Origin of the sequence: Evansella tamaricis (assembly GCF_019042215.1) — a bacterium.
GTDB classification, from domain to species: domain Bacteria; phylum Bacillota; class Bacilli; order Bacillales; family Salisediminibacteriaceae; genus Evansella; species Evansella tamaricis.
In genome coordinates, this window is sequence record NZ_JAHQCS010000178.1 from 39478 (window position 1) to 63347 (window position 23870).

Sequence of the window (23870 nt, forward strand, 5' to 3'; positions counted from 1 at the left end):
TGATCAGATGTACCTTACACTATAATATGTAAGATTTTAGGACTACATTTTCTATTGTTTTTCGTATGTCTTTATGTAACTGGCTACTTTCCGTAAATCTTTATCTAAATTATTCAAATATGTATAGAAAATACTTAAGCATTTGGTGATGATTGTATTTTTTGTTTCTGTTCTTAATTTTCTATGTACAATCTCACCATTCATTATCTTGCAAAGTGTCATGTAAGTACTTTTATGTAATTGCTTATCCATCTGAAGCAATACCTCTTTAAATTGTGAATCACCTTCCATAATCAAGTCAATGATACTCGGTTCATGCTCCACTCTATTTTTATGTAAATAATTCACGTTAACTTGTTTCTCTTTGTCAAACTGAGTTTTAAACCAACCTATAAGTAATTCAAATTGAGCATTTACATCCTCTATGTTATCAATCACGTTATTAAACATAGTGAGGAAATCCCTTATTTCATGAGACAGTGGAACATTTTTCTTTTTCTTCGTATTGAACCACAACTTATATAACTTATACAACTTATCACCAATCGTTTCCTCAATGGCCCGTACACGTGATTCATCTATATTTAATTCTTTTGCTATGTGAGTGTTACCGTATGTTTTTTGATTATCTAACTCATATTTACGTATCAACTTTTGATATACGGCTAGTTGCTGCTTTGTTAAAATTTTATTTATGTATGCTTCCATTTCCATATCCTTAATGAAATCTGCAAAACTCATGAATAAGTTCTTTTGATCCCATTGCTCAAAGGATTTTTGATTATAGTAACTACTTGAATCAGATAAGTTATCCTCGTCATTATCGTAATCAGATGAACTACCACGTTCTGATACTATTTCAATTTCTCTGGAGACTATTTCACCCGTATTTTTGGCAAGAACAACTTTACCTAGTACCCTATCTTGTTCAGTTTGGATAAATCCATGTATGTACTTTTTAGCCCATTTAACTAACGTATAATTTCCTAATTCTTTAGGTTTAGTTGGATTTTTCTGTAATATTTCAACATTTACAAACTCCATTAATGCTTCTTGAAATATAGTTTTAACTTCATCTTTACCCAACTTAGCAAAGTTCTCAATACAGTATTTATAAAAGTGGTTTAGCGTTGGAACTGTGTATACTGTCCTTACATCTAAATATGTATTCTTTCTACCTATTTTATTTTCATGTGTCTTCCAATTTTGCTTCTGCTTTATGAGATCCTCTAAAGCTGTTTCATCACCTTCAACAACACGAATTAATATATCCTTAAACTTTGTATTTTCTCCTGTATGCGTATTTGATTTGCTCAAAAACTCCACTCCTTTGATTAATTTTATTGGATTCTACTTTTCCATGTTGATTGTTCATTAACAATCTCTCCTCTTTTGTGCGCTACCGTTACGTGCGCTTATATTTTTAAAACTAATTGACTATTGTAACTGGACAACTCTATTAATCTATTTATTTACAATTTAATCACCTCCTTAAAGACAAGTTCAAAAGATTAGGGGTGCTACCCACCATCTATTCGGTATTTGTTCCGCTACGCTACACAAAACCGAATACCTGCGCTGCACCACCCCTCTGGGCTAACGCCCATTCACCCCTCACAGCGCAATCGACCATTCACTTATATAAAATTGACCATTTTTACTACCTAGTAGAATTATTATTTATTAGGTAGTAAGAATGAGCGTTTTTTAAGAAAATAATGATTCAAATTCTTCTTCTTCAATTTTAAATTTCATATCTTCGGCTGCAATCCTATTGATTTCATCGGTAATATCATCAGCAGTATAATCAATTAGTAAATTAACTAATTTTTCATTATCATCTTCATAACTGAATTGAAGCCGGTACTTATCCATTTTTGTGCTTTGAGTTGGATTAGAAGCTCGTTTTTTCCTCAGCTTAGAATTTGCAATTAATCTTTCCATGACAATTCTATTTAACTCATTTTTTAACCCTTCTCTTTTTAATTCACTAAGAGTTAAATTTAAAGTATCTTCATATTCATCACTTATGTAATCCCTGTTAACTGTAATTTTATATGATATGTAATAAAATCGAATGTCATAATTAAACAGAAGAAGCTGTGACATCCTTTTTTTAAATTCGTTCCATTTAGAACTAATTCTCACATGAGACATTTCCTTATAACCAAGTTCATTCAATACCTCTTTTTCACACCTTTGAATACTTTCCTTTTCATCTTCAGTAGCTGGTCTATGTATATTATCCTTTTGGCATATGGAAGTAACTTTTTCATACATTATCAATGACCGGTTTCTTAAATTTGCTAACACGGACATGAAAGCAGATTTAAAGTTACTGTTTGTAGTATTAAAAAAATCATAGATAATCTTTTCTTCAATCTTTTTCATCTTGGACAATTGAGGTACATTCTCAGAGCAATATGTATAATTTTTATTCATCATTCTTATGTGGTGTAACAAATGGTTTCTTGTAACATATACAGTTTGCTTATTCTGCTCAACCAAATAATCCATGATTAGAGTTTGCATTAGATGAGTAAAAACACCCTGTTTTCCTCTGTTGTCTTCTTTCGGCTTTGGATTATTATAAACTTCATCAATAATAAATTTATGACCTTCAGTATGGTATCTACAGTACCTCGATAATTCCTTAAGTTGAGCGTTCTTACTGTTTGTATTCTTTTTAATTTCAATATCCAATTCTAAGCATAGTTCTTTATAATTCTTGAAGTATTGCCCTTTTTTAAGAGTCTTAATATCTATCATTATCCCTTCCCTTCTAGAATCGTTTTACCATAATACAGACTGTATTTGAGGGTATTGCTACCCTTCCTAATGGTTTTATACTCCCGACACTTTAAATGCTGAAATACGGCTCCTATGTAACCTCAGAATCAATGTTATCTTTTTTCATCCTAAAGTGGATCTTACGTAAATTACCATATTTGTACGGGTAATGTTCCGCCTGGATGGATTTATTTAAAATCATTTTCAGAAAATCATGAAAGTCTTCTCTATAACCGTATAATTCTAGGAAGTCATCTACTATTTGCATCATATCCTCTAACTCTTGTATTGCTTTTCTTCTTTCGTGATTCGACTTAGTCCATAATTTGGTAACTTGATTATTATGCATCCTTTCACCTCCTTTAAAAATTATGTTGACAAGCTATAAACTTATCAATTATGATGTATTTAGTGATATGAGATAATGTTATTATTATGCAAATTTCCTCTACACATAGTTTTATTGTACACTTTTTTCATATTTCCATTTGTGACAAAGTTGTGAACTGAAAATGGTAGGAAAGTGCGACTTTGGAAGCTCGCACTTTCTTTTTATGTTTATTCTTCTTCCGATCCTATGTAAACAGGTAAACCTTCAAAATAATCCGCAATAGTTTCCTCAGTTCTTATCCACTCTTCTATACTGCTACGTAAATATTCAATTTGACCATTGGATAACAATCCAAGAATCTCTTCTTTTTTATAGTTTTCAAGATACAATGATAAGAGTGCATTTGACACCTGTACTACCCTGTCATTGAATTGATCCCTAATCTCCGATTCACAAATATATGATGTAACACCCTCTAAGTTCACTTCAACTAAACTTCTACATAGGGATTGAATAGCGTTAAATTCTTCCATTACTTTCTTACTAGCATAGTCGTCAAAATTTATTATTTTTTCCATTACTGCACCACTCCTTCTTGTTGAGCATTAGCTAGTTTATAAATCATATATTCCTCTTTTTTCTTTTGGTATTGCTGCTCATAAAATTCTAATTCCCCTAACTCAATCAATTCTTTATGTAAAAGCTTTTCAAACTTTCCTGTATGCTCAAGGTAAGGTAAAGTATCTTCACTAGTTCTGATGTCTGCTAGATGTTTATACAAATCATATGAAAGATCATTTGAGGCAATAAACATTAATAACACTTCCGCAAAACCTACCTTTTCCTCATCAGTCCATGTACGTGGTTCGTCAAACAATTTCTCTTTTTCATTTTTATCAATAGTCATAATATAAATTTCCTCCTCATGTATTTTATAAATTATTTTCATTCACAAGACTTTACCAGCAGACAACTACTTAACTACACCATTTGAATCACCCCTTTCAATGATTACCAGACTATACTCTTTCTTTATATTCAGGTCGTTCACGCATAAACTCGTTTAAATCACCATACAATTCCTCCGCTACATGAAATTTGTCCTCTGGATCATTCTGCTCCTGCTTTAGTTCTTCTATATGCTTCTCGAACAATTTAAATAATCCGTTTGCGCTTAGGAATGAAAAGAGAATGTGATCAAGCCGTTCCTTTTCATATACCTCATCGCAATATTTTTGTTTCAACTCATCAATAGCTGTATCAAGCAATTCATGAATAGTTCCCTCTTCTTCATCATCTTCGTCTATATGGTTACAACTCCAATCCATAAGAGTGTTAATTGTTTCAGACAGTTCACGATATTCCATTTTTTCAATTGATTCTTTTGAGATTGGCTCAATTTTTGGATCGTTGTCTTCATTAATCAAATAAGTAGTATCAGTCTCAGGGCAACGAACACTCCATACTTTATTTACATCAATTCTAGTTCCACCGATTGTAATAAACTGTCTACCGATATAAATTGCACTTTCGATAAGGTCACACACTTCCTTAAATTTAATTTGACCACTGCTATATGTATCAAGGATATATACCGTAGCATCATCCATCGTTATATACGCAATTGCTTTAGTTTCTACTGTGTTCATTTTATTAAATCCTCCCCTTTTTCTTCTTCGTAATTTTCTAAATAGTTGTCAAACTCCACTCCCAACTGTTGCTCGTCAATAAAATCTTGTGTGATAAAGTAAAGTTGTTTGTAGTGCTCGCAGTGTTTATGCATGGTTTGCATCAGTTCGTATGCATCCTTATAGCAATCAACAACATGTTTAAATTCCTTAAATAGCGCCTTGTATTCTTCTGATACTGCTTCAGTCATTTATTCGCCTCCCATTTAATTTAGTTTATCTTCCTTTTATTTTCCTCTCAGCCTATATAGTAATAAGCTCTCACGATTTTGTATGTATCTGAGGGGTATAAGTACCCCCTTAACATTTAACCCTTTAAAACGCATTGTACATAATGATCTAAAACAGGTAAGTCTGTTCCAGTAAATTGTTTATAGGCTGCTGAAAGTTCTTCGTGATCTTCAACAGATAAGTTATTGTATGATGATTTATAATCTTGTCCTAGTTTTCTCATTGAATGACCTCCTTTCTATTTGGATTAGGTATGTTTTATGGTATGTATTGCTATCAAACTAGTAATCTATGTATTGCAATATGTATTAGCTGACTTTCCCATTTTCCTCTAACCACTTAAGTAAAAATTGTTGGGTCTCACGTGCTTTAAAGAACCACTTACTCCCTACTTTAAAACGTAACTTTTTGAACTCCTCATCATAGAAGAATTGTTCCTGGATAAAGTTCCAGCTCATGCAAGTTCTGCGGAGTAATTCTTTGCGATCCCAGTACACTAGTTCAAGATCAAGCTCTCTCATACGTTCATCAAGTTTGTTCATGTACATGTTTTTTACTTCAGCATCATCAATCTGTAGATTTATCATCTCGTTTCACCCCCTTCATTCACTTGATAAATACATAATATCACGAACTATAATATAGGTCAATATATATATTATGTATACCATTATATTCTATGATATATTTTTAAGTTCATTAAATTGAATTATAGGTTGTAATATGATATTATCCGTTATAGAGGTGATAAATTATGCAAAAATACTTACTAAATTTCGAGGGAGAAATTGGTGATTTTATTAAAAAATTGAGAAAGCATAAAAAGATAAATTCCATTGAATTATCTAGGTCTGTTGGTAAAAGTGACGCATATATAAGTCAAATCGAGAACAATAGAAATAAAAAACCTGATTATAGTGTGTTATATGAGGTATTTAAACAACTAGAGATTGAGGAAAAGAAAATCGAGGATTACTTGGAACATTTCGGTTTCCTATCTCCTGAACGAGAAGCTCACGAAGAAGCTTTAATGATCGAGAGATACGAAAACCCTGATTGGGAGTATACGGAGCAACAATACGATGATTGGAATCAAAGTACGAAAAACTATATCGAAACTGAAGAGCGCAAGAAAAAAAATAAAGAGATCGAAGAACAAAGTGGAATGGAATTTATTTATGAAATTATGAAAGCAGACATTAACGATATAAATAAAGTGTTAAATAATTTAAAAGAACACGACCCTCAAAATGGATCAAAAATGATTAACGGGTTGAGTAAATCATTTAATTCTATGGCTACTAATGTAACTTTATATAGATTCTTATTAATGTTCCATTCAGAAAACTTATCTATTTTAGACAACAGAGGGTTAACAAAAGTTCTAAACACTTTGTATGAAGAAATAAACCGTGTAGAACGAGAGAAAATTGCATTTGGCAAACCTCGTCAAAAGAAACTAATAAAAGAATTATGATAAGGAGGAAAAGTAATGGCAAGCTTTAAAAAACATTCGGATAAGAAGTGGGAGTACCGTATTCGTTACAAAGACCCCATCACCGATAGTTGGAAAGAGAAATCAAAAAGAGGGTTCTCAACTAAGCCTGAAGCGAAGAAAGCTGCTCAAGAAATGGAGCAAAAAATTAATGAAGGCTTTGAAATGGACAAGCAAGTGACATTAAAACATTTTATTGTTAATGAATGGTTAGAAGGTGTTATTAAAAACAAAGATATTAGAAAAAACACTATACAATCTCATGAATTTGCAGTAAAGAATCATATTGTTCCTTATTTTAAAGACAAAATTAAATTAGATGAGATAAAACCGGCAAAGTATCAAGAATTTTTAAATCATATGGCCGATAAAGGGTATAGCAAACGCACTATAGAAATTGTTCACAACTCAATGAATGGCGCAATGAAATTAGCCGTTACACGAAAAAAAATAACCACCAACCCATGTGATGGTGCTATTATTCCTAAAGTAAAAAAAGAAAATAAAGATAAAAGACTTGAATATATGGAATCAGGAGATATTTCACATTTCTTACTGTGCGCTAGACAGTACGGATACCCCTACTATATCTTTTTTAAGGTTCTATTAGAGACTGGTCTTCGCAAAGGTGAGGCGGCTGCTTTATGTTGGTCTGACGTAGATATAGCTAATGGTACAATAAGAATAGAAAAAAGTTTAGATTTCCAAGCTAAAAACAAAGAAGAATTGTTTGGGGATACAAAGACATACCATTCAAAAAGGAAAATCACTATAAGCAAATCTTTGGCACACGAATTACAATTCCATCTTAAATGGCAAAATCAAAATAAACTCACGATGAATGAAACATATCATCATGATCTTAATTTGGTACTGTGTAGAGAAGACGGAAACTTCATGCCTAAATCTTCTCTCTTTAATGCATTTGAGCGCATTTTAAAACGTGCGGGAATCACTAAAATGCCTATACATGCATTAAGACATAGTCACGCTGTAATTCTTCTTGAAGCAGGAGCAGATATGAAATACGTACAAGAAAGATTAGGTCATAAATCAATCTCTATTACAAGTGATGTTTATTCACACATTAGCAAACGACTAGAACAGGATAACCTAAATAAATATGAGAGTTACATGGACAATATTCTTAAAGATTAATTTTTTTTACTCTACTTTGTGGGCGTTTCGTGGGTAGACAAGCATTGGTTTAAATTCTAAACAATCCACCCACAAAAAGAAAGTCTTAGAACCGTTGTGGCTCTAAGACTTTTCTTATTAATAAACCGTCATGTACTGCTCGCGTTCCCATGGATGTACTTGCGTACGGAACATATCCCATTCGATTTCTTTCGCTTCGATGAAATGTTCTAAAACGTGCTCACCAAGAGATTCTGTAATCACTTCGTTTGTTCTTAACTCATCAATTGCTTCTTTTAACGTGGATGGTAATGCATCGATTCCTTCTGCTTCTCTCTCGTCAAGATCCATCGCGTAAATATTACGGTCAGTAGCTTTTGGAGGAGCAATTTTGTTTCGGATACCATCTAGCCCTGCTGCAAGCATTGCTGCCATTGCAAGATAAGGGTTTGCTGACGGATCGGGACTACGAACTTCGATTCGAGTACTTAACCCGCGAGAAGATGGAATACGCACTAATGGAGACCGGTTACGCATGGACCATGCAACATAACAAGGTGCTTCGTATCCTGGAACTAAACGCTTATAAGAGTTTACAGTTGGATTTGTAATCGCTGTAAATGATCTAGCGTGTGTTAAAATTCCTCCAAGGAATTGCATTGCCGTTTCACTTAATTGACCTGGAGCATCTGGATCAAAGAATGCATTCTCTTTTTCCCCACGGAATAGAGACATATTAGCGTGCATTCCGCTTCCGTTAACACCGAACAATGGTTTTGGCATAAATGTCGCGTGTAATCCATGCTTCCGTGCAATTGTTTTTACAACTAGTTTAAACGTTTGAATGTTGTCACAAGTTGTTACTGCATCTGCATATTTAAAGTCAATTTCGTGTTGTCCAGGAGCAACCTCATGGTGGGATGCTTCAATTTCAAAGCCCATGTCTTCTAACTCAAGAACGATATCACGACGGCAGTTTTCCCCTAAGTCAGTTGGTGCTAAATCGAAATATCCACCTTTGTCGTTTAGTTCTAGTGTAGGTTCACCTTTTTCGTCAACTTTGAAAAGGAAGAACTCTGGCTCAGGACCAATGTTAAAGTCAGAGAATCCCATAGCTTTTGCTTCTTGAAGAACCTTTTTAAGAGATCCGCGCGGGTCACCAGCAAACGGAGTTCCGTCTGGATTGTAAACGTCACAGATTAAACGGGCAACTTTTCCTTTTTCCTGTGTCCATGGGAAGATTACCCACGTGTCTAGATCCGGATATAAGTACATATCAGATTCTTCAATTCGAACGAATCCTTCAATGGATGATCCATCAAACATCATCATGTTGTCAAGTGCTTTTGGAAGTTGATCCACTGGAATTTCAACGTTTTTAATTATACCAAGCAAGTCAGTAAACTGAAGTCGAATAAACCTTACGTTTTCCTCTTTCGCCATTTTTAAAATGTCGTCTTTTGAGAATTTACTCATTTCGTTTAACTCCTCCTTCAATATCGGTTTTCTACAAGGATAACTTTCATCCCCATCACGAACAGTTTGGTAACAATAAGTTATTATCTATGTTTTTTGTTCGCTTTTCCTCGTGTTATGTATATAGTAACGGAGATGGGAAGACTTGTGTTAAATGATGTCAGATAATCTAACATGGTAATTTTTCTGACAAACCATGTTAGTCCTTTGTAAAGTGTTATGACATGTCTATTCGACACGATAATAAAATCCCCTTAACCGATACTAATATACAAAACTTGTTCGATGAATGTTCTAATTATTTTTTTACCAACTTCCAATGTTACTTTTATGTTTAGATACTTTTTATCTCCCATAGCCCCTGCTTAAGAAGAGATAATACTGCATCTGATACACCTATCTTTACGTGTTCATAAGTTAGACCACCTTGGACATATGCAGTATATGGAGGCCGAATCGGACCGTCTGCCGTTAGTTCGATACTGGCACCCTGTATAAATGTTCCCGCTGCCATTATGACGTCATCTTCGTAGCCGGGCATTGGACTAGGGTGTGGTTTAACATGGGCGTCCACAGGAGAAGCAGCTTGAATCGCCTGACAAAAAGCAATCATTGTCTCCTTCGTAGGAAAGGAAACAGATTGGATGAGATCCGTTCTTACCGCATCCCAAGAAGGAGCGGTTTCCATACCGATTTCCTGTAAGAGTTTTGCTGTAAACATTGCTCCTTTCACCGCCTGATGGACTACGTGGGGTGCAAGGAACAGCCCTTGGTACATTTCCAATAAACTATAAAGAGAAGCTCCCCCTTTCCGTCCGATTCCAGGAGCAGTTAAACGATTGGCACATTGTCTAATATACGTTTCTTTACCGACTAAATAGCCGCCAGTTTTCACAATGCCTCCCCCTGGATTTTTAATTAAAGAACCTGCAACGACGTCAACACCCAAATCTCCAGGTTCTTTTCTCTCCACAAACTCCCCATAACAATTGTCTACGAAAACCACAACATCACTTTTAATTTCCTTAACAAAGGATACCATTTCCCCGATTTGTTCCACCGTGAAAGATGGACGGGAGTCATAGCCTTTAGACCGTTGGATGCCGATGACTTTTGTCTTCCCGCTGATTTGTTCTTGGACTGCCTTGAAATCTACTTCCATTCCATCTTTTAATGGAACATAATTATATGTAATTCCAAAATCAAGAAGAGAACCGCTCGTATCTCCCCTAAGCCCAATTACTTCTTCCAATGTATCGTAAGGTTTTCCACTAATATATAGTAATTCATCACCTGGGCGCAGTAATCCAAAAAGGGCCGTACTGATGGCATGTGTTCCTGATACGATTTGAGGCCTTACGATGGCTTTTTCACCACCGAACACATGAGCGTAAATGTTTTCTAACGTCTCCCTCCCCACATCATCATAACCGTACCCAGTAGACGCTTGAAAATGGAATTCAGATACTTCGTTGTCACGAAAGGCCTTTAAGACTTTCCGTTGATTGTGTTCGCTTATTTTTTCCCGTTCCAAAAAAGCCTGTTGGAGGCCCCTTTCAACTGCAGTAATAACCTCCTGCAGTTTATTTTCTATAAGTTGTTCATTCATGTCCTGTCTCCTCTGTTGTCCTCATCTGCATTTCATGGTAAATGGCTGATTCAGGCGGAGCGTATCCTCTGATAATATACTCTTCCTTGTCTTCTGCAAATCTTTGTTCCACACAAATGGTCTCCTTTTGCAGGCGATGAAGCCATTTTCCTTCTGATGATTCTAAATGAATGATATATGGAGAGAAATTTTCTTCCATAATGGATTGAATTTTCATTTTTAGCTTGTCCAGATCTTCCACGTCATTGGCACTGATTAAGGTTGTCGGTCCTTCCGAAACAGAAAAGAAATCCCCCTCTAGTAAGTCCCGTTTATTATAAACGGTTAACATAGATATTTGATCTGCGGAAAGTTCCTTTAATAATTTGTTGACTGTCTTCTCATGATTTGGATAATCAGGATTCGCACTATCCACCACATGGAGCAGTAAATCTGCTTCCTGAACTTCCTCCAGTGTAGAGCGAAAGGCAGCAATTAAAGACGTGGGTAATTGTTGAATAAATCCTACGGTATCTGTTAACAACACTTCCATCCCGCATGACAGCTTTAACCTTTTCGTCGTAGGGTCCAGAGTTGCAAACAATTGGTTTTCCATATGTACATCGGCCTTTGCCAATTTATGCAGAAGCGTGGACTTCCCTGCATTGGTATAACCCACAAGGGAAATTTGAAAGGCCTGATTTTTCTTTCTTCTGCTGCGGTACCGCTCTCGGTGGGAGACGATTTGTTCCAATTGTCTTCGAATATCTGTCATCCTGTCGCGAATATGACGCTGATCCACTTCCAGTTGTGTTTCCCCTGGCCCCCTCGTACCAATTCCACCACCTAAACGGGAGAGCAAAAGACCCTGTCCCCTTAATCGTGGTAACAAATAACTCAGTTGAGCAAGTTCCACCTGCAGTTTTCCTTCTTTCGACCTGGCACGTTTTGCAAAAATATCGAGGATAAGTTGAGTCCGATCGATGATTTTCACATCATCTAGTTCTGCTGTTAAATTTCTTGTCTGGGAAGGGGAGAGTTCATCATTAAAGATGATCAACTCCACCTCCAGTTCTTCCATAACAGCCTTAACTTCCTGCACTTTTCCTTTTCCAATATAAGTAGCCCGGTCTGGACGATCGCGGTTCTGTGAGATTTCCGTAACAACGATTCCCCCTGCAGTGTTCGTCAATGCTGCCAATTCTTCCATTCTGTAGGAAAAATCCTCTTCTGCCATCTCTGGAGTGTTGACCCCTACTAATAAAACACGTTCTTCTTTTACTTGTATTTCCTTCTCCAAATCATATACCTCCCTTACCTCATTCGATCCTTACGTCTGTATGATGAAAAGCTTTTGTCAAATCTACACTTTTTATCGTCATTAAATCTACTTTCTCAAATTTTCCTTCTTCTAGAAGACGTACAGCTTGAGATCTAATGGACCGCTCCAATAAATTACGGATAAAACGCCCGTTACTAAAGTGTTCTTCTTGTTTTTCTTTCGTATACGTTAAGAGATCCTTTAACGTATCCTCTGCTCTATTATCTAATTGATAATCCCGTTCCTTGACCATCTTCTTTGCCATAAGCAATAATTCCTTCACTGTATAATTAGGGAAAGTAACTTTCATGGGAAACCTGGATGGGAGACCTGGATTAAGTTTTAAAAATCGGTCCATTTCTTTTGGATATCCTGCCAAAATTAAAACAAAGGAGTGCTGTTGATCCTCCATAGATTTCACTAATGTATCAATAGCTTCCTTTCCAAAGTCTTTCTCACCACCACGGGCGAGGGAATACGCTTCGTCTACAAATAAAATGCCTCCAAGGGACTTTTGAACAAGTTCCCGGGTTTTTTGTGCCGTATGACCAATATATTCTCCCACGAGATCGGCCCTTTCCGCTTCAATCAAATGGCCTTTTTCTAAAACTCCCATCTCTTTAAACATCTTGGCAATGAGACGAGCAACAGTTGTTTTGCCAGTGCCAGGATTCCCTTTAAAAACCATGTGAAGAACTTGTTTACCAGCCTTTAAACCTTCATCCTGGCGTTTTTGATTTAAATATAACCAGGCATAAATTTCTTTCATGAAATCCTTAATATTTTTCAGTCCAATGAATTCATTTAACTCCTGTTGCATTTTTTTATACGCAACATGTTCTGGCTTTTCTAAAACATCCGTTTCTTGATGGGAGAGGAGAGCATGCTCTTGATCTGGATACTTCTTTAGTACAACATTAATTTGCCCTCTTTTTCTCATTCGTGCTGCTTGTTCCAACGAGGTCACCATCCTCTATTGTATAGTGGAAACATCTCTCTCACAACTACTATACGCAATTTCATCGTACACGTGACAAAAGCCCATTCCAATCGCTTTTATCTCATCCCTTTTTCATAATCAATAACTAGAGTATATTTTACTATCAAGTTAACGTCATAGAATAAAGGCAAATGCAAGACAAGTGGGAATTGTTGGAATATAATAAAAATATGTTGAATACAAAGGAGTGAAACGAATGAAACTCATCCATGGTATGGATCGCTTTTTATTATCTTTACAGGAAAAAAAGCAACAGAGCACATTAAAACGTTATGCTTATGACTTAAAACAGTTTCACAGCTGGCTCGAGAGTATCAGAACTCCCCCTGTATCCATTGAGTTACCCACCAATGAAGAACTTTACTCCTATTATTCCTATTTACATAAAGGGGTGAGATATTCCCATAATACAATTCGGCGGATTTTGTCCGTTTTAAAACAATGGTTGAAATTCATGGACCAGGAGGAGCAAGTGACCCTTCTGGAAGGGTATATTCAAAATACGTTACAAAACAGAAAAACGGATAACAATCCTTTTTTATCAAATAAAGAAATAAAAAATCTTTTTTCCACGGTAGTCTCTAACCGGGGACTAACGGATAACCAGCAAAAATACCGTCATCTTATCCGGGGCCGTAATGAAGTTATTTTCCGTCTCATTCTATTCTATGGTGTAACCATTCAAGAATTAACTACTTTAACTGTGGACAGGATCCATTTCGCCTCCAATGAAATTGTTTTATTAAGCCGGAAGGGAAAAGTGAGGAAACGGACTATCCAACCGGAAGACCGGAAGAAAATGTTTGAATATTATATGACGATCCCGGAAGCTGTACGCCCAGGACGGTATGACCCCTCCCCTTTTTTTATTGCTTTTGATTATCAAAGAGGAACATATCGCTGGGATTATGATGCTGATGCCCCTAAAGGATTATCAGAGGTGGCCATGCAAAAAATGATTCGACAGGAAATTAAACGGGCAGGTTTGTCACGCCACCATACGGCGCAACAATTACGAAAAACGTATATACTAACAGAGTTAACTAAAGGAAGAAATATAGAAGAACTCCGTAAAGAATTGGCCTTTGAAACGATCCAACCGATCAAGTCCGTGGAAAAACAATGGAAAGAAAAGAAAAGCTCCAGCGCCTATAGTCACGAGCGTAGGGCAGTGCAGTGCAGGAATGACAACAGAAGTCCGCTCTTTGACTTCTAGTTGTCACTTCCGAAGTGCCCCGCAGCGAGTAGGCGCTGGAGCTAGACAATGCCCAAAGGTGCAAAAACTTATGCATTCTCTTTTAAAATAGCCAAGTAAACTTATCCTTCAGTTTCACAGTTTCCAAGCCCAGTTAAAAAGGCGTTCCTACCGTATACTTCTGTAGGAACGCCTTTTAATTAGTTACCTTCTTGATTAAGTTGAACGTTTCGTTGAGGCGAGAAAGTGGAGATCGCATGTTTATACACGAGCTGCTGCTTCCCATCGGTATCTAGGATCACGGTAAAATTATCAAAACTTTTTATAAATCCTCGAAGTTGGAATCCGTTCAATAAGAAAACCGTCACTGGAATATTTTCTTTTCTCAACTGATTTAAAAACTGATCCTGAATGTTAACTGGCTGTTTCATTGTCTTGTAGGCCTCCCTCTTATCACATTATTATCTATATTCGATATTTAAAACAACTTTCCTTCCACAAATTGATGAATTTCTTCAAGCTTTTTTTTACGGTTCTGTGTCATATCAAACCAAGTGATGTCCATCTTATTCCGAAACCAGGTTAATTGCCGTTTAGCATAACGCCTTGAGTTTTGTTTTAGCATTTCGATGGATTCCTCTAAAGAGATTTTTCCCTGTAAGTAACTATAGATTTCTTTATACCCGATCGCTTGAACGGACTGGCAGTTAATGACTCCTTTATGATATAACTCCCTTGCTTCTTCTAGCAGACCCTGTTCTATCATCAGATCCACTCTATAATTAATTCTCTTGTATAACTCGTCCCGGTCCATTGTTAAACCAATAACCGTAGTATCGTACGGGGATTCCAACGGTTGGTCGGGGCGCTCTCCAATTCTTTGTCCCGTCAACTCATAAACTTCAAGAGCCCTAACCACCCGACGGACATTATTCGGATGAAGTGCCTTAAAGCTTTCAGGATCAACTTCCTTTAACAGGTAGTGAAGTGATTCCTTTCCGTGTTCCTCGGCAAATCGCTCATATTTTAACCGAAGAGATGGATCCCCTACGGATTCGGAGAAGTCATAGTCATGGATAACGGAGTTCACATAAAGGCCTGTTCCTCCAACGATGAAGGGTGTTCTTCCCCGATGAGTGATATCCATTATCTTTTTCTTCGCCAGTTCTTGAAACTCTGCCACAGAAAAACTCTCTGTAGGTTCTTTTATATCAATGAGATAATGGGGGATACCCTCCATCTCTTCTTCAGAAACTTTAGCCGTTCCTATATCCATCCCACGATAAATTTGCATCGAATCTCCGCTAATAATTTCGCCTTGAAACGATTTTGCCAAAGAGATTCCTGTTGCTGTTTTCCCAACAGCAGTGGGACCGACAATGACAACCAATTTTTTTCTCACCATGATCACCTAATCTTCCAGTTCTATTGTTCCGTAATGAAATGTGGCAGATAGCCGGACATCCACATGGAATCCTAATGTTTGAAAGCGCGTACTCCTGAAATGATCCTTTAATACAACCCGCTTTCTAGCCACCCTTTTCGCTTCCAGAACGGCCTGTTCCGATATCGTCTCCATAGCAGTATGTATCCTAATTGGTTCAAACCCATCGGAACCAGTTACAGATTCCTCAAACATGGGATCAAAGTATACGACATCTACAGAATGGTCTGGAGCGTTTACGAGCCAGTCCAGATGGTTGACAGAAAGAACCTCAATCCTTCTTAACGCTTCATCAACCTTCGGCACGTAACTGACATACTCTTTTAATCCAGTTCCCACAATAAAGGAGATTATTTTAGACTTTTCCGCCCCTATAACTCTACCACTCTGGCCCACAGCCAAACTGGCTAAAATAGCATCGGATCCAAGGCCAAGGGTGGCATCAAAAATGCGATCCCCTTTTGTTAAACCACAGGCATGGACCATGGGATCTTCCCTTGTCTTTAACCAATGCTTCGCCCGAAACATAGCAGCATTCGGATGAAAAAAGAACGGCTTCTGTTCCCCTCTAGAATGGAAGGTTAATCTATCCTCTTCCACAACAAGGACATTACTGTGATAGATTGTTTTCATAGTCGGAACAGATCGTTTCTTCCGTTGGATAAAGGGAACTTGTAATTGCTTACTGATGGCCAAAGCCCGTTCTAGTATCCTTTGAGACGGTCGGCCTGAAGTTGTGACAATTACTCCTTCCATCTACATCACCCTTTTGAACATCCGTTCCATTTCATACGTGGAAAAATGCAAAATAACCGGCCTACCATGTGGGCATGTATACGGCTCTTCACACATCCGTAATGTTTCTAGTAGTCGGAACATTTCATCAGGTGTCAGGTAGCGGTTTGCTTTGATGGCATCTTTACAAGACATGAGGATCGCAGCCTCTTCACGAATTTTACCTATATCCACAGACTGAGAATCTGGATGTTTTATTTGTTCAAGCATTTCACCGATAATCTCCTGCTCCTGTCCTTTCGGGAACCACGTAGGATGAGAACGAACAAGGTAGGTCCTAGTACCAAAAGGTTCTAATTGAATTCCCACCTCTTCTAATAGATTTCCCTTTTCTTTTACTCTTTCTTCTTCCGCCTGAGTCATTTCAAAGGTTAATGGAACAAGTAGATCTTGGAGGCTTTTATCCACCTCCACTATTTTGTCACGGAAATACTCATATTTAATCCGCTCTTGGGCGGCGTGCTGATCGATAATAAACAGTCCTTGCTCATTTTGTGCCAAAATATAAGTTCCATGGAGTTGTCCAATTGGATAGAGTGCTGGGACCTCTTTTCCCGAGTGCAGTACGTCCCCTTTCGATGAAGTGTCCCGTTGGGGGGAATAAGGGTCATCCACTACCTCATCCCCTGTTGTTGACACCGGCTGTTTTGATTTTGTACCTTCTTGACTCCCTTCATCATCGTCTTCTTTTACCGTTGACACTGTTTCTTTGTATTTATTTCCAAATTCAGGTCCCTTTAGACTACCAGAACTTGTTGTTTTCTCATTTAAAGGCGTTTCTTTTGGATATTGACTACGCTCATCCATTTCTCCTGATGACGCCGCTACCGTTTCAGCACTATTCGTGCTCCCTTCGGAAAACAAATCATGCATAATCTGAAGGGATAATTGTTCTGAAGATTTTCTTTCTTTCTGAGGGCCACGGGAAACTTCAGGGATAAAGCGAGTTTGTTTAAACATCGTTTTAATAGATGAAGTAACAAGTTCTTGCAGTGCCTGTTCCTTACTTAAACGGACTTCCAATTTTGCAGGATGAACGTTAACATCAATTAAGATCGGATCCATTTCAATGTGCAAAACAACGATCGGATGTTTTCCGATTGGTAAAAGGGTATGATACCCCTCTTGAACAGCTTTCAGCAGTGGATAATTACGAATATACCGACCATTAATAATCGTTGACATATAGGAACGGTTTGAACGTGTTACTTCCGGTTTTGCAATATAACCTCTCACTTTAAAATCTAATGTCTCCCCTTCGATCGGAAGCATCACTTTCGCCACCTGTGTTCCATAAATGGCAGAGATAACACGCAGAAGATCTCCATTCCCCGTCGTCTGCAGCAGCGTCTTACCGTTATGTGTTAAATGGAAAGCCACTTCTGGATGGGCGAGGGCCATTCGATTGATTACATCTGATATATGCCCCAATTCCGTATGAACCGTCCGTAAGTATTTCAACCTGGCAGGGGTATTATAGAACAAATCTGTGACAGCAATCTCTGTTCCCTTCCTAGCACCAGTTGTCCCTTTATGGACGACTTTCCCACCTTCAAGACGGATCTCATGACCGTGCTCCACACCATCGCTCGTCTTTAACGTGAGCTTGGAGACGGACGCAATACTTGGAAGTGCTTCCCCCCTAAAACCTAGAGTTGCTATGCGGAACAGATCATGATCGTCTCTGATTTTACTGGTTGCATGGCGATAAAATGCTGTTTCAAGGTCTTCCCCGTCAATGCCATCCCCATCATCGAGAATTCGAATGAGAGAGAGACCCCCCTCTTCTACATCCACCCGAATCTGTTTACTATTAGCATCAAGGGAGTTTTCCACAAGCTCCTTCACAACGGACGCGGGCCGTTCCACTACTTCACCTGCTGCTATCTTATTCGAAAGTTCATCACTTAATTGATAGATTTTCCCCATTGCTGTTCACCACCACCATCATTTTTTCATCAATTTACGCTGGATCTCATCCAATACTTGAATTGCCTCGATTGGGGTTACGTGTAGTAAGTTTAAAGATTGGATGTGTTCTAGGACTGATTTTTCCTTTACCGTTAACCCTTTTCCCCTGTCCCGTTTCTCTTCTTCCTGGATCCCGAATAGAGTGAGTTGCTGGTTGGCAACATCCTGAGAAGTGGGATGAAGTACTTCTTCCCTCGCCGTTGCAATTTCATCCATGGTTGTCTTTTCATCCGTTAAGGGACGCTTTGCAGGATATTGCTCGGATTCGAATTCATGTAGTATCAATTTGGCGCGGGAAATGAGCTGCTCTGGTAGTTCTGCCAACTCCGCAACATAGATTCCATAACTTCTGTCTGCTGCTCCATCAATGACTTTATGAAGAAACACCACTTTCCCGTTTTCCTCCATGGCTGACACATGGACATTTTTCAGCTTTGGCAATTCTTCCGCCAAGCTTGTCAATTCGTGATAATGGGTGGAAAACAATGTTTTTGCGCCAATTTCATGATGGATGTATTCCATTATGGCCTGGGCCAGTGCCATTCCATCATAGGTGGACGTTCCCCTGCCAATTTCATCAAGTAATATCAAACTGTCTTTAGTGGCCTTTGTGACTGCATGTTTTGTCTCTAACATTTCCACCATGAACGTACTTTGTCCCTGGGCGAGATCATCCGCTGCCCCAATTCTAGTAAAAATTTGATCAAATATAGGGAGAACTGCTTCTTTTGCAGGTACAAAGGAACCAACTTGTGCCATAATGGAAATGAGTGCGAGTTGGCGCATATACGTACTTTTACCTGCCATATTTGGGCCAGTAATCAGTAACATTTCTCGCTCCTTGTTTAAGTGAATATCATTCGCAACATAATCCCCTTGATCGATTACTTTTTCTACCACCGGATGACGGGCCTCCACGATAGATACGTCTCCATCAGACTCCATTTTTGGTTTAACATAATGGTTTTTTTCTGCCACTTCTGCAAAGCTTTGAAGAACATCAATCGTACTTATAATAGACGCAAGTTTCTGTAAAGGACGTATGTACTCCTTCACTTTCTCTCTTACCTCCATAAAAAGTTCGTACTCCAGCTTTTCACTTTTTTCTTCCGCTTCCAGAATTAATACTTCCCGCTCTTTTAATTCTTCTGTAATATATCTTTCAGCATTAGTGAGAGTCTGCTTCCGTTCATAACGACCTTCCGGCAAATGAGGTATATTGGCCTTTGTTACTTCAATGTAATAGCCAAATACTTTATTAAAACCTATCTTTAAGGACTTTATTCCCGTTTCCTGCCTCTCCTTCTGTTCCAAGGATGCAATCCACGTTTTTCCGTTCCGCATGGCATCACGATAGTGATCCAGTTCGTCGTGATACCCATCCTTTATTATATTCCCTTCCGTAATGGACACTGGGGGATCCTCCTGTATGCTTGTTTCAAGAAGTTCCCTAAGTGATTGGCAATTATCTGCTTGTCCAATCAGTTCCGTTGCATACTCACTTCCAAGGCTATTTACCGTTTCAAAAATACTTGGGACCTGTTGAAGGGAGCGTTTTAATTGAATCATGTCTCTACCATTCACGTTTCCAAAAGCTACCTTACCAGACAACCTTTCTAAGTCATATACTCCATTCAATTGTTCTTTAAGGGACTCCCGTTCAAAAAAACGGTCAATTAAGGTTTCCACGAGACCAAGCCGTTTCTCAATGTGGTCCTTAGAAACGAGCGGCCGCTCTATCCATTGTTTTAACAATCTTCCACCCATGGCTGTTTCCGTCTGATCCAACACCCAAAGAAGTGATCCTTGTTTTTTCTTGTCCCGAATCGTTTCAATTAACTCCAGATTACGTTTGGAGTGAACATCCACTCCCATGAAATCCTGCGGTAAGTAAAACATTGCCGGCTGTAGATGATCTAACGACCGTTTTGTTATTTGTAATAAATAGTTTAATAGGCGACCGCATGCGATCTTTGATTCCTTATCCTGAAGTTGAGAAAATAAACTATCGTCTTCGGAAATCCCATCTCCCACAGACAAGGTGACCCCAAGTCGTTGGGATAAATCCTTTTCATATTCATCTAATAATTCGGTTGGAATGACTAATTCCTTTGGTTTATAACCTGCCACTTCATGAATGAGTGAGTCATACCCGTTCACTTTTGTTACAAGAAATTCCCCGGTAGTCATATCAATGGAAGCAATTCCAAATACTTCTCCTGGAAAAATGCTGACAGACACAAGGTAATTATTATTTTTCTCCTCAATCAAATTCCCTTCCATGACGGTTCCAGGAGTTATTACTTGAACAACCTCTCTCCGAACAACACCCTTTGCCTGAGATGGATCTTCGGTTTGCTCACAGATGGCAACTTTATAGCCCTTTTTTATAAGTTGTATGATATACTGTTCCGCGGAATGATAAGGTACGCCACACATGGGGATACGCTCCCCTTCCCCTTTCCCACGGCCTGTTAACGTTATTTCCAATTCTTTCGCTGCCTTTTTGGCATCTTCAAAAAACAATTCATAAAAATCCCCTAAACGGAAAAATAAAAAGGCATCTTCATACTGTGCCTTAATTCTTAAATATTGTTCAATCATCGGCGTCTGTTTTGACATAGTTCTCCCCCAACTATCTACTTTATAATCTAAAAGGTTAGTAAAATGGTATAGGAATCATTGACTATTTCAAGCAATAACCCTACTAAACTAAACCTCGGCTTCGTTTTCTATCACAGATATTATAACATACGATTTTTTCCCGTGTTACGTTAATCTCTCTCTCATTTTTAGCCAATCTATCCATCTCTCTAATCGTTTGGAGGCCGTTTCGCTCGTTTTTTTTTCGGTCACGTTTAAAACTTGCCGAAGTTCCTCAAGATACATTAGTGACACCTCTTTTAATCGTACTGTATTTCCTTCATAATAAGCCCGAACTACCGGCGGAGGCAGTCTATAATCTGGCAAATCCGGTTCTAAGAGGAGAAATTCTACCCATTGAAAAAAAATTTCGTTTTCGCTTCCAATCAAATCATACCACGACGGTAAACTGCGGTATTCAAATCCATTATAAGGATTTAGCCTAGCTGCACCAAGCATCCCATACATTTCCCTGCGCTCTATCTCCTTTGTAAAACAAAAGGCACTTAAGGGTAAAGTTAACAATGCATCTAGTTGGGATATCCTTCGAAATGTTGCATGCTGATGAGAGACATGGAAGTGGCCGCCGATAAAAAATCGACCAACAGGATTACTTTCTGACACGACCTGTAGCTGATTTTCGCTGGACTTTGTTTCTAATTGATGTTTTAAGCGTTGAAGTTCGTGGAGAAGCTCCTCCCCTGTTGCCTTTGGTACTGCCCTCAATTCAATAATTGGCTGATAAAATGCAGTCCCTTTACGGAGGAGCGCACGATCAGCTCCTATTTTCTTTTTTTCCCCATCTTTTGACATGGGGATTGCAACGAATTTCTGTTTGGTTTTGTTCCAGATCATTACCTCAAGATCTGCCCCAAGGAGGGAAGTGGAATTCGGTTCCTTCTCTGGATAGGTAGTTGCAGTTATGTCCCGTTGTTTCATATCCCTTACAGAGATGACACCAATTTCCTTCCCAATTCTCTGAACATGAACAGAATATGTACGGATATGACAGTAATACGCAGTCATGATCGCTGTGTCCAACATCTCCTGGCCTAAATAATACTGGTTGATCTTGGAGATAGATAATGGAGAAAAGGTTGTCCGATTGACGTGAGTATAGTTTCTATCCGCACCTGTTGCCTCTTTTATAGCAATCTTATGTGGGTAAAATTCTGAGCCTTCCACTATTAATTGTGTGGCGTTTTCAAGTACTTGCATTGATTTGATACCATGTAGTTCATATGATTTTCTGACCATTATTAACCACCTTTTAAGATTGTTTTCCAGTGCATTGAATAAGTGCATGTAAAAAGAAAATAAGGAAGAAGACGGGGCTCCTTCCTTAGTCAACTATTCTTCTAAATCACCCATGAGGAAGTTTGGATCTAAGTCTTCGAAGTCTTCATCTTCCACATCATAATCCCATACTTTATCGTCCCAGTCATCTGCGCATCCATCTGGATTTACATAAACACAGACTTTCGTTTCACCGATCACTTCCACTAGGAACTCCCGTTCTACTTGCACATTCACATCAGTTCCATTAGCAGCAATGGTTGCTTCTAACGTATTTGGCTGCTGTACAGCACGGGCAATTACCTCTAATTGATCGGAAAGGACATTTTTGTCCTGCATGGCGAGTGGTACCACATCTGTGTAGGTAACCGTCTCCGTTGCAACATCCGTTTTCGTATTGTTGCTGTAGGAATACCATATATTTATATCGTATTTCCCACGGACCTCAATGGCATCTCCTTTTTTCGTTGCTTGATATTTGTGATTAATAATCCAACAACCTAAAATACTTGTTGGTTTTTCTCCCGGAGTAATGGCGTGACTTGCCTGAGAAAACTTTCTTCCCTTTCCACATACGGCTTTCGTAATAATCTCTCTGTAGTTAAGCTCTCTGTCTGCTGGTGACATGCTTTTCCCTCCTCAAACGATTGATTGATGCGCAGCAAACGAAAATCCTAGAAATAAGACGGTTTCACTTGCATCCTATGCAAGACAAATGACCATTGTGATAATAAAAATATGTTTGACTACTGCAATCTATGATGTTAAGTAAGAAATAGTTCCTAAAGGGGGAATCTCCCGCCAAATTCTTTGGAGAAAAACGATTTTTCTCCCATTTCCTCTCCATTCTCCATAGCTCAATTATTTATATGTTAGAAATACACTATTGATGATATAGAAATGGAAAAAAGATGATTTAGTTTTCTAATAGGAGTGTCCACTGCGTAAAAACGATAGTAGGACGTCCTGTCCGTTCATCGGGCAAAACGCCACGTCCTGTGGCATGCCCGATATTAGGACGTCCTGTCCGTTCATCGGGCAAAACGCCACGTCCTGTGGCATACCCGATATTAGGACGTCCTGTCCGTTCATCGGGCAAAACGCCACGTCCTGTGGCATGCCCGATATTAGGACGTCCTGTCCGTTGAGGCAACTCGAAGCTACCTCGTGAAGTAAATGCTCGTTGGACAACGAATTCGGGGAAGTAGCTAGAAGTCCGCTCTTTGACTTCAGTTGTCACTTCCGAAGTGCCCCGTAGTGTTTAAGAAGCAACTGAAAAAGTTTAAAACCACTTTTTCAGTTCCTTATATTTGTATGGCAATGGCTAAGCTCGCCTGATGGGAGAAAACCGCTCCTATCAAGCTTTTTAAAGATTGCGACGGCTGCGCTCATTGCTTTGGGACTGAAAAAGTGGGAAAGCACCACTTTTTCAGTTCCCATGCGAGTAGGCGCTGGAGCTAGACAACAAG

The 23870-nt window shown here is 38.4% G+C and carries 24 protein-coding genes; 3 read left to right on the forward strand and 21 right to left on the reverse strand.

Annotation, left to right across the window (positions count from 1 at the left end; all coding sequences use genetic code 11):
* Positions 1-51: 51 nt before the first annotated feature.
* The 9 genes from KS419_RS22160 to KS419_RS22200 all read right to left on the reverse strand — a co-directional run bounded on the left by KS419_RS22160 (position 52) and on the right by KS419_RS22200 (position 5627).
* Positions 52-1317, reverse strand: a complete 1266-nt coding sequence (locus KS419_RS22160; protein WP_217069032.1) for a hypothetical protein — start codon at positions 1315-1317, stop codon at positions 52-54.
* A gap of 390 nt (positions 1318-1707) precedes the next feature.
* Positions 1708-2769, reverse strand: coding sequence for a hypothetical protein (locus tag KS419_RS22165; RefSeq protein ID WP_217069034.1), 1062 nt, complete (start codon positions 2767-2769; stop codon positions 1708-1710).
* A 112-nt stretch (positions 2770-2881) separates the two neighbouring features.
* The gene (locus KS419_RS22170) at positions 2882-3139 is read right to left on the reverse strand and encodes a hypothetical protein (RefSeq protein ID WP_217069036.1); all 258 of its coding nucleotides are present in this window, start codon (positions 3137-3139) and stop codon (positions 2882-2884) included.
* A 209-nt stretch (positions 3140-3348) separates the two neighbouring features.
* Positions 3349-3699, reverse strand: a complete 351-nt coding sequence (locus tag KS419_RS22175; protein ID WP_217069038.1) for a hypothetical protein — start codon at positions 3697-3699, stop codon at positions 3349-3351.
* On the reverse strand, positions 3699-4028 hold the full coding sequence (locus KS419_RS22180; protein WP_217069040.1) for a hypothetical protein: 330 nt from the start codon (positions 4026-4028) through the stop codon (positions 3699-3701). Before KS419_RS22180 ends, KS419_RS22175 begins: the two co-directional genes overlap by 1 nt.
* A 112-nt stretch (positions 4029-4140) precedes the next feature.
* Positions 4141-4770, reverse strand: a complete 630-nt coding sequence (locus tag KS419_RS22185) for a hypothetical protein (protein ID WP_217069042.1) — start codon at positions 4768-4770, stop codon at positions 4141-4143.
* Positions 4767-5000: a hypothetical protein gene (locus tag KS419_RS22190; protein ID WP_217069044.1), complete on the reverse strand. Its 234-nt coding sequence runs from the start codon at positions 4998-5000 to the stop codon at positions 4767-4769. The genes KS419_RS22185 and KS419_RS22190 overlap by 4 nt, the downstream gene beginning before the upstream one ends.
* A 116-nt stretch (positions 5001-5116) precedes the next feature.
* A complete protein-coding gene (locus KS419_RS22195) occupies positions 5117-5263 on the reverse strand; it encodes a hypothetical protein (protein WP_217069046.1) in 147 nt (48 codons plus the stop codon).
* 85 nt (positions 5264-5348) lie between these two features.
* Positions 5349-5627, reverse strand: a complete 279-nt coding sequence (locus KS419_RS22200) for a group-specific protein (protein WP_217069048.1) — start codon at positions 5625-5627, stop codon at positions 5349-5351.
* Between the two features lie 167 nt (positions 5628-5794).
* On the opposite strand from KS419_RS22200, the gene KS419_RS22205 reads away from it, so the two are divergent.
* Positions 5795-6517 carry a helix-turn-helix domain-containing protein gene (locus KS419_RS22205; protein WP_217069050.1) on the forward strand — a complete coding sequence of 241 codons (723 nt, stop codon included), beginning with the start codon at positions 5795-5797 and terminating at the stop codon, positions 6515-6517.
* 15 nt (positions 6518-6532) lie between these two features.
* Positions 6533-7693, forward strand: coding sequence for a site-specific integrase (locus KS419_RS22210; RefSeq protein ID WP_217069052.1), 1161 nt, complete (start codon positions 6533-6535; stop codon positions 7691-7693).
* 117 nt (positions 7694-7810) lie between these two features.
* Here KS419_RS22210 and glnA read toward each other — a convergent pair whose 3' ends face one another.
* The 4 genes from glnA to spoVK all read right to left on the reverse strand — a co-directional run bounded on the left by glnA (position 7811) and on the right by spoVK (position 13015).
* Positions 7811-9148 (reverse strand): type I glutamate--ammonia ligase, encoded by a 1338-nt coding sequence (gene glnA, locus KS419_RS22215; protein WP_217069053.1) that lies wholly within the window; start codon positions 9146-9148, stop codon positions 7811-7813.
* Positions 9149-9482: 334 nt separating this feature from the next.
* A complete protein-coding gene (locus tag KS419_RS22220) occupies positions 9483-10757 on the reverse strand; it encodes a methionine gamma-lyase family protein (RefSeq protein ID WP_217069054.1) in 1275 nt (424 codons plus the stop codon).
* Entirely contained in the window at positions 10750-12036 is a 1287-nt protein-coding gene (hflX, locus tag KS419_RS22225; protein ID WP_281419873.1) for a GTPase HflX, read from the reverse strand. Before hflX ends, KS419_RS22220 begins: the two co-directional genes overlap by 8 nt.
* A gap of 19 nt (positions 12037-12055) precedes the next feature.
* Complete coding sequence (gene spoVK, locus KS419_RS22230) at positions 12056-13015, reverse strand: stage V sporulation protein K (RefSeq protein WP_217069055.1); 960 nt, start codon at positions 13013-13015, stop codon at positions 12056-12058.
* Between the two features lie 238 nt (positions 13016-13253).
* Between spoVK and KS419_RS22235 the strand changes: the two genes are divergently transcribed.
* Positions 13254-14273 carry a tyrosine-type recombinase/integrase gene (locus tag KS419_RS22235; RefSeq protein WP_217069057.1) on the forward strand — a complete coding sequence of 340 codons (1020 nt, stop codon included), beginning with the start codon at positions 13254-13256 and terminating at the stop codon, positions 14271-14273.
* A 179-nt stretch (positions 14274-14452) separates the two neighbouring features.
* On the opposite strand, the gene hfq is transcribed toward KS419_RS22235, so the two are convergent.
* From hfq to KS419_RS22275, 8 genes are all read right to left on the reverse strand, one after another.
* A complete protein-coding gene (gene hfq / locus KS419_RS22240; RefSeq protein WP_217069058.1) occupies positions 14453-14683 on the reverse strand; it encodes an RNA chaperone Hfq in 231 nt (76 codons plus the stop codon).
* Between the two features lie 47 nt (positions 14684-14730).
* Complete coding sequence (gene miaA, locus KS419_RS22245) at positions 14731-15657, reverse strand: tRNA (adenosine(37)-N6)-dimethylallyltransferase MiaA (RefSeq protein ID WP_217069059.1); 927 nt, start codon at positions 15655-15657, stop codon at positions 14731-14733.
* A 6-nt stretch (positions 15658-15663) separates the two neighbouring features.
* Entirely contained in the window at positions 15664-16452 is a 789-nt protein-coding gene (locus KS419_RS22250) for a class I SAM-dependent methyltransferase (protein WP_217069060.1), read from the reverse strand.
* Positions 16453-18420 carry a DNA mismatch repair endonuclease MutL gene (gene mutL / locus KS419_RS22255; protein ID WP_217069061.1) on the reverse strand — a complete coding sequence of 656 codons (1968 nt, stop codon included), beginning with the start codon at positions 18418-18420 and terminating at the stop codon, positions 16453-16455.
* An 18-nt stretch (positions 18421-18438) separates the two neighbouring features.
* Complete coding sequence (mutS, locus tag KS419_RS22260) at positions 18439-21084, reverse strand: DNA mismatch repair protein MutS (protein ID WP_217069063.1); 2646 nt, start codon at positions 21082-21084, stop codon at positions 18439-18441.
* A 147-nt stretch (positions 21085-21231) separates the two neighbouring features.
* The gene (locus tag KS419_RS22265) at positions 21232-22362 is read right to left on the reverse strand and encodes a putative amidoligase domain-containing protein (RefSeq protein ID WP_217069065.1); all 1131 of its coding nucleotides are present in this window, start codon (positions 22360-22362) and stop codon (positions 21232-21234) included.
* 93 nt (positions 22363-22455) lie between these two features.
* Positions 22456-23028 carry an outer spore coat protein CotE gene (locus KS419_RS22270; RefSeq protein ID WP_217069067.1) on the reverse strand — a complete coding sequence of 191 codons (573 nt, stop codon included), beginning with the start codon at positions 23026-23028 and terminating at the stop codon, positions 22456-22458.
* Positions 23029-23317: 289 nt separating this feature from the next.
* Positions 23318-23554 carry a hypothetical protein gene (locus tag KS419_RS22275; protein ID WP_217069068.1) on the reverse strand — a complete coding sequence of 79 codons (237 nt, stop codon included), beginning with the start codon at positions 23552-23554 and terminating at the stop codon, positions 23318-23320.
* Positions 23555-23870 lie beyond the last annotated feature (316 nt).

Coding starts and splice junctions, on each gene's coding strand:
- KS419_RS22165 (WP_217069034.1), bottom strand. CDS start 2,769: ATGATAGATATTAAGACTCTTAAAAAAGGGCAATACTTCAAGAATTAT.
- KS419_RS22170 (WP_217069036.1), bottom strand. CDS start 3,139: ATGCATAATAATCAAGTTACCAAATTATGGACTAAGTCGAATCACGAA.
- KS419_RS22175 (WP_217069038.1), bottom strand. CDS start 3,699: ATGGAAAAAATAATAAATTTTGACGACTATGCTAGTAAGAAAGTAATG.
- KS419_RS22180 (WP_217069040.1), bottom strand. CDS start 4,028: ATGACTATTGATAAAAATGAAAAAGAGAAATTGTTTGACGAACCACGT.
- KS419_RS22185 (WP_217069042.1), bottom strand. CDS start 4,770: ATGAACACAGTAGAAACTAAAGCAATTGCGTATATAACGATGGATGAT.
- KS419_RS22190 (WP_217069044.1), bottom strand. CDS start 5,000: ATGACTGAAGCAGTATCAGAAGAATACAAGGCGCTATTTAAGGAATTT.
- KS419_RS22195 (WP_217069046.1), bottom strand. CDS start 5,263: ATGAGAAAACTAGGACAAGATTATAAATCATCATACAATAACTTATCT.
- KS419_RS22200 (WP_217069048.1), bottom strand. CDS start 5,627: ATGATAAATCTACAGATTGATGATGCTGAAGTAAAAAACATGTACATG.
- KS419_RS22205 (WP_217069050.1), top strand. CDS start 5,795: ATGCAAAAATACTTACTAAATTTCGAGGGAGAAATTGGTGATTTTATT.
- KS419_RS22210 (WP_217069052.1), top strand. CDS start 6,533: ATGGCAAGCTTTAAAAAACATTCGGATAAGAAGTGGGAGTACCGTATT.
- glnA (WP_217069053.1), bottom strand. CDS start 9,148: ATGAGTAAATTCTCAAAAGACGACATTTTAAAAATGGCGAAAGAGGAA.
- KS419_RS22220 (WP_217069054.1), bottom strand. CDS start 10,757: ATGAATGAACAACTTATAGAAAATAAACTGCAGGAGGTTATTACTGCA.
- KS419_RS22235 (WP_217069057.1), top strand. CDS start 13,254: ATGAAACTCATCCATGGTATGGATCGCTTTTTATTATCTTTACAGGAA.
- hfq (WP_217069058.1), bottom strand. CDS start 14,683: ATGAAACAGCCAGTTAACATTCAGGATCAGTTTTTAAATCAGTTGAGA.
- miaA (WP_217069059.1), bottom strand. CDS start 15,657: ATGGTGAGAAAAAAATTGGTTGTCATTGTCGGTCCCACTGCTGTTGGG.
- KS419_RS22250 (WP_217069060.1), bottom strand. CDS start 16,452: ATGGAAGGAGTAATTGTCACAACTTCAGGCCGACCGTCTCAAAGGATA.
- mutL (WP_217069061.1), bottom strand. CDS start 18,420: ATGGGGAAAATCTATCAATTAAGTGATGAACTTTCGAATAAGATAGCA.
- mutS (WP_217069063.1), bottom strand. CDS start 21,084: ATGTCAAAACAGACGCCGATGATTGAACAATATTTAAGAATTAAGGCA.
- KS419_RS22265 (WP_217069065.1), bottom strand. CDS start 22,362: ATGGTCAGAAAATCATATGAACTACATGGTATCAAATCAATGCAAGTA.
- KS419_RS22270 (WP_217069067.1), bottom strand. CDS start 23,028: ATGTCACCAGCAGACAGAGAGCTTAACTACAGAGAGATTATTACGAAA.